The 5,962-nt window shown below is 71.5% G+C and carries 5 protein-coding genes; 2 read left to right on the top strand and 3 right to left on the bottom strand.

The genetic code is table 11. The annotated features are described in order from the left end of the window. Positions 1–175: 175 nt before the first annotated feature. Positions 176–1,492: a hemolysin family protein gene (locus tag AC27VN_RS30245; protein WP_490878946.1), complete on the bottom strand. Its 1,317-nt coding sequence runs from the start codon at positions 1,490–1,492 to the stop codon at positions 176–178. A gap of 23 nt (positions 1,493–1,515) precedes the next feature. On the opposite strand from AC27VN_RS30245, the gene AC27VN_RS30250 reads away from it, so the two are divergent. Continuing rightward, positions 1,516–2,379 (top strand): symmetrical bis(5'-nucleosyl)-tetraphosphatase, encoded by an 864-nt coding sequence (locus AC27VN_RS30250; RefSeq protein WP_398498167.1) that lies wholly within the window; start codon positions 1,516–1,518, stop codon positions 2,377–2,379. A 13-nt stretch (positions 2,380–2,392) separates the two neighbouring features. On the opposite strand, the gene AC27VN_RS30255 is transcribed toward AC27VN_RS30250, so the two are convergent. Further along, complete coding sequence (locus AC27VN_RS30255; RefSeq protein WP_490878947.1) at positions 2,393–3,955, bottom strand: M20/M25/M40 family metallo-hydrolase; 1,563 nt, start codon at positions 3,953–3,955, stop codon at positions 2,393–2,395. A 142-nt stretch (positions 3,956–4,097) separates the two neighbouring features. On the opposite strand from AC27VN_RS30255, the gene AC27VN_RS30260 reads away from it, so the two are divergent. After that, positions 4,098–5,015 (top strand): LysR substrate-binding domain-containing protein, encoded by a 918-nt coding sequence (locus AC27VN_RS30260; protein WP_490878948.1) that lies wholly within the window; start codon positions 4,098–4,100, stop codon positions 5,013–5,015. Positions 5,016–5,021: 6 nt separating this feature from the next. Here AC27VN_RS30260 and AC27VN_RS30265 read toward each other — a convergent pair whose 3' ends face one another. After that, the gene (locus AC27VN_RS30265; protein WP_490878949.1) at positions 5,022–5,759 is read right to left on the bottom strand and encodes a GNAT family N-acetyltransferase; all 738 of its coding nucleotides are present in this window, start codon (positions 5,757–5,759) and stop codon (positions 5,022–5,024) included. Positions 5,760–5,962: the final 203 nt, after the last annotated feature.

The following is a 5,962-nucleotide window of genomic DNA, read 5'->3' on the forward strand; positions in this document are numbered from 1 at the left end:
CGCGTTGCAATGCGGCGCGGAAGCTCTCGCGCTCGACCGTTTCCTCGCCGCGCGAGATGGTCGCGCCGCAGTAGCTGCAGGTGACGGTGCGCCAGCGCGCCGCGCGCGGCAGCGGCGCCGAGCACTGGGGGCAACTGAGCGCGAGCAGCGACAGCATCGGCGCGCCCTCGCGGCCTCAGTCGTCGCTGCCGTTCGGCAGCGAGGGATCGCGCGAGGCGCGCACGCGGTCGATGCGCCGGCCCTCGAGCGCGGTGACCTCGAAGCACCAGCCGGCGCAATCGATGTGCTCGCCCACCGAGGGCAGGTGGCCCGACACCGACATCAGCAGGCCGGCCACCGTGTTGTAGCGGCCGCGCTCCTCGTCGGGCAGCTCGCGGATGCCCAGGCGGGCGCGCAGCTCCGACACCGGCATCAGGCCGTCGAGCTCCCAGGTGCCGTCGGGCTGCTCGTGGGCCCAGGCGTCGGTCTGCATGCCGGGCTGCAGTTCGCCGGTGATGGCCTCGAGCAGGTCGCGCGGGGTCATCAGGCCCTGCACCACGCCGTACTCGTCGACCACGAACACCAGCCGGCCGGCGCGCGCGCGGAACTGCTCGAGCAGCTCCATGCCGGTCAGCGTCTCGGGCACGAACACCGCGGCCGTGGCCTCCTGGCCCAGCGCGCCCACGTGGTCCGGGCCCAGGCGCAGCAGGTGCGCCACGCTGATCACGCCGACCACGTCGTCGAGCGAGTTGCGGCACACCGGGTACCAGGAATGCACCAGGTTGAGCGCGCCCGCGGCCGCCACCTTCTGCAGTGCCTCGGCCACGCTGAACGAGGCCTCCAGCCATTCGATGTCGGCGCGCGGGATCATCAGCGAGGACAGGCGCCGGTCGTCGAGGTGGAACACGTTGCGCACCATCTGGTGCTCGTGCTGCTCGATCACGCCGGCGTCCACGCCTTCCTCGAGGCTGGCCGAGATCTCTTCCTCGGTCACCGAGCGGGCCGCGTTGGCATCGATGCGCAGCAGCTTCAGCATGGTGGCGGTGGCGCCCGCGAGCAGCCAGACGAAGGGCTTGGCGGCCTTGGCCAGGCCGTGCATCGGGCGCGAGACCCAGCGCGCCACCGGCTCGGGGTAGAGCTGGCCGATGCGCTTGGGCACCAGCTCGCCGAAGATGATCGTGAAGAAGGTGATGCAGGTGACGACCACCGCGGTCGACACCACGCTGGCGGTGCCCGCGCCCATGCCCGCGTTCTCCATCCATACCGCCAGCGGCGCCGCGAAGGCGGCCTCGCCCACGATGCCGCTCAGCATGCCGATCGAGGTGATGCCGATCTGCACCGTCGAGAGGAACTGGGTCGGCGACTCCATCAGCTTGAGCGCCGCGGCGGCGCCCGTGTCCCCGGTTTCGACCAATGCCGCGAGGCGTGCGCGGCGGCTGGTGGAAAGGGCCATTTCGGACATTGCGAACAACGCGTTGAGCGTGGTCAGCAAGGCCAGCAGGAAGACATCCATGTACGGGGGGAGAGAATGAGGAGATGGCACTTTACTTGATTGGCGACATCCAGGGCTGCGACAGCGCCCTCGGCCGGCTCCTCGACGAGCTCGCTTTTTCCCCCAGCCGCGACACCGTGGTACTGCTCGGCGACCTGGTCAACCGCGGTCCCGAATCGGCCCAGGTGTTGCGGCGCGCGCAGCGCCTGGGCGGCGCGGCGCTCAGCGTGCTGGGCAACCACGACCTGCATCTGCTGGGTGTGGCGCACGGCGTGCGCAAGTCCGGCCGCAAGGACACGGTGGCCGAGCTGCTGGCCGCGCCCGACCGCGAGGCGATGCTCGACTGGCTGCGCCACCAGCACATGGCGCTGCACCGGCGCATCGGCTCGGGTGAGGCCGCGCGCGACCTGCTGATGGTGCACGCGGGCGTGCTGCCCCAGTGGAGCGTGGCCGACGTGCGCGCCCATGCGGGCGAGCTCGAGGCGGTGCTGCGCGGCCCCAACCTCGGCGCCTTCCTCGCCACCATGTACGGCAACCAGCCCGATCGCTGGAGCGACACGCTCGAAGGCAGCGAGCGGCTGCGCGTGATCGTCAATGCGCTCACGCGGCTGCGGCTGTGCACCGCCGACGGCACGATGGAGTTCGAGACCACCGACGGCGCGGCCGACGCGCCCGCGGGCTACATGCCCTGGTTCGACGTGCCGGGCCGGCGCACGGCCGAAGCCACGGTCGCCTTCGGCCACTGGTCCACGCTGGGCTGGGTGTCGCGGCCCGACCTGCTGTCGACCGACACCGGCTGCGTCTGGGGCGGCTGCCTCAGCGCGGTGCGCATCGGCGCCACGCTCGACGAGCGCGAGCGCATCCAGGTGAAGTGCGAGCAGGCGCAGAAGCCCGGCAAGGGAGGCTGAGCCCGCCCTTCGTTCAGAGCGGGTGCGTCATCAGGCTGTAGATGGTGCGCACGCCGCTCACGTAGTTGCCCAGCCGCAGGTTCTCGTTGGCCGCGTGCTGGTTGTTGTCGGCATTCACCAGCGGGATGATCGCGAACGGCACCTGCAGCACCTTGACGATCTCCGCGGTCGGCACCGTGCCGCCCATCATGCGGATGCGCACCGGCGCCGGCGTGGCGCCGAAGCTGTCGGTCAGCGACTTGTAGGCCCAGCGCCCGATCGCCGAATCGATCGGCGCGCCGGCCGCGTCGGCGCCTTCGCTCTGGTAGCTGAAGGTCGCGAGCTTGTCGTAGCGCGCGCGGTCCTCGTCGCTGGGCGCGCCCTTCACCAGGTGGTAGCCCTGCTTGAGGATGTGCTTCTCGATCAGCGCGCCCAGGTAGGCCGCGTCGGAATCGGGCGTGGTGCGCAGGTCGAGCTCGGCCACCGCGCGGTCGGGCACGATGTTCGCGACCTTGTCGCCGACCGCTGCCGAGGCCATGCCGCGCACGTTGAGCGAGGGGTACTGCATCGCCTCCTGGTAGTTGGCGCCCACCTTGTCGGTGCGCGCGATGCCCAGGCGGCGGCGCAGCGCGGTCTCGTCGTCGGGCACCGCCGCCATCACCTGGCGGTCGGCCGCGCTGATGCGCACCCGGTCGTAGTAGCCGGCCACGGTCACGCGGCCCTGCTCGTTCTTCATCGAGGCCAGCAGGCTCGCGAGCCGCTGCGCCGGGTTGGGCGCGTAGTTGCCGTAGTGGCCGCTGTGCAGCGGCACCTTGGCGCCGTAGACCGTGAGCCTGGCCTCGGCCGCGCCGCGGTTGCCGAACACCAGCGTGGGCCGGTTGGTGGCGTGCATCGGGCCGTCGTGGATCACGATGGCGTCGCAGGCCAGCAGCTCGCGGTGGGCCTGCATCACCTTGGCGATCGAGGGCGAGCCCTTCTCCTCCTCGCTGTCGAGGATCACCTTGACGTTGACCGCGGGCGTGCCGCCGGCCGCCTTCAGCGCGTCGATCGCGGCCAGCATCATCATGATCGGGCCCTTGTCGTCGGCCGAGGCTCGGCCGAACACGCGCCACTCGGGATCGACCGGGCCGTCGAACAGCGGCGCGGCATCGATCTCCTCCCAGCCGCCGTCGGCCGCGCGGCGCTTGAGCACAGGCGTCCACGGGCTCTTCTGCGCCCACTGCGCGGGGATCACCGGCTGGCCGTCGAGGTGCATGTAGAACAGCACGGTCTTGCGCGCCGCGTCGTGCCCCGGCAGCTCGGCATAGAGCATCGGCTTGCCGTCGTTGTCGAGCTGGCGCGTCGCGAAGCCGCGCTTCTCGAAGGCCTTGGCGAGCCAGTCCACGTTCTTGCGGATGTCCTCGGGAACGATCGCGTCGTTGGGCAGCGAGAGCAGCTCGAAGTACTCGCGGTAGCTGGCCTGCGCGTGGCGTTCGGCCTCGGCCTGCGGCAGGTCGGCCGCCTGGGCCAAGCCGGTGCCGGCGATCAGGGCGGTGGCCAGCAGGGCGAGCAGGGTCCGTGGGCGGGGCGCGGGGCGGTGGAGGAGCGGGAGGTGCATGCGCGGATCGTTCGGTGGGGGGGAGGGAAGGAGGAAGGGGCTGGCCGGGGCGGCCACCGTGCAGCTTAGGCAGCCGCCCGCTTTTGAACAATTGCCGTTTTTTGGCGATATCTTTGCGTTTTCCTCAAAGCTAAAGCCCGCCATGACCGCCCACCGCCTGCAGGACACCGCCCTGCGCTACTTCCTCGAGGTGGCCCGCAGCGGCTCGCTCACGGTGGCGGCCGAGCGGCTCAGCGTCAGCCCCTCGGCCATCAGCCGACAGGTGGCGATGCTCGAGGACCTGCTCGGCGTGCCGCTGTTCGAGCGCCATCCGCGCGGGATGGTCGCGAGTCCCGCGGGCGAGCTGCTGGCCGCGCATGCGCTGCATGGCGCGCTCGAGGCCGAGCGCGTGGTGTCCGACATCCGCGGGCTGCAGGGCTTGAAGCGCGGGCGGGTGCGCCTCGCCTGTTCCTCGGGTTTCGCCAACGAGTTCCTGCCGCGCGCCATCGCGGACTTTCGCGCCGAACACCCGGGCATCCAGTTCCAGCTGCGCGCCGCGCGGCCGGCCGAGGTGACCGAGGCGGTGCTGCTCGGCGAGGCCGACGTCGGCCTGACCTACAGCCGCGCCGCGGTCGACGGCATCCGCGTCGAGCGGCGCCAGCCGGCCTCGGTGTTCGCCGTGATGCGGCCCGACCATCCGCTCGCGAAGCTGCGCACCGTGACCCTGGCGCAGATGCATCCGTACCCGATCGCGCTCTCGGGCGCCGACAACACGGTGCGCCAGCTGTTCGACGTGGGCTGCAGCCAGCGCGGGCTGGTGTTCGAGCCGGTGCTGACCAGCAACCGCTTCGAGTCGCTGGCCAGCTTCGTGCTGCACGGCGGCGGCCTCACGATCGCGGGCGAGATCACGGTGCGCGACCGCGTGCGGCGCGGCGAGCTGCACGCGGCGGAGATCCGCGAGCGCGGCATGCGCGGCCGCACGGTCGAGCTGCAGACCCTGGCGGGCCGCACCCTGCCCGAGGTGGTGAAGACCTTCCTGGTCTTCCTCGGCGAGCAGCTGCCCGCGCCCGCCGCCGCCTGACGCGACTCAGGCCGCGGCCGCGCGCAGTTGTTCCAGCGACTGCCGCTGCTTGCCGTCGGCATCGAAGTTGGCGGGCGCGAGCCACTGCTCGAAGCCCGCGCGCAGCGCCGGCCATTCGCTGTCGATGACCGAAAACCAGGCCGTGTCGCGCGTGCGGCCCTTGTAGACCAGCGGCTGGCGGAACACGCCCTCGAACTGGAAGCCCAGGCGCTGCGCCGCCTTCTTCGAGGGCGCGTTGAAGTTGTCGCACTTCCATTCGTAGCGCCGGTAGCCGAGCTCGTCGAAGGCCAGCTGCATCAGCAGGTACTGCGCCTCGGTCGACAGCGGCGTGCGCTTGAGCAGCGGCGAGAAGGTCACGTGGCCGACCTCCATCACGCCATGGTTGGGCTCGATGCGCATCAGCGCGAGGCTGCCCACGGCGCGGCCCGTGGCCTTGTCGATCACCGCGAAGTGCATCGGGTCCACGCTCTGCGCGATCAGCTCCACATAGGCGCGCGCGCTCGCGGCATCGGGCGCGCGCTCCACCGCGAGGTAGGTCCAGTCGCGGCCGTCGGGTGCCAGCGCATGGGCGGCATGCAGGTCGGCCGCGTGGCGCTCGGCCGACAAGGGTTCGAGCCGGCACAGGCGGCCTTCGATCGGCGTGCGCGGCGGCTTCGGGCGCGGCGACCAGCCGGGCAGGGCGGCGCCGATGGTCTGGCCGAACTGGTTGGTGCGCGGCGTGAGCGGGGGGTGGGAGGCGGGCATGGGGGACTCTCTTTCGATGACGACAGGCGCTACAGTACGCCCGTCGTGGCGCCACGAAAAGCGCCACGCCATGCGAATTTCATGGTGCCACGAGAACGCCCGATGACCGATGCCGCCGACCCCTCCGCCACCCTGTCCGACCCCGTGCGCCGCGCGCTGCTCGAGGCACCGCTGGCGCGTGAGCGCGAGGCCGGCTCGATGCA

Source organism: Variovorax sp. 20P10.2.4, assembly GCF_058244205.1.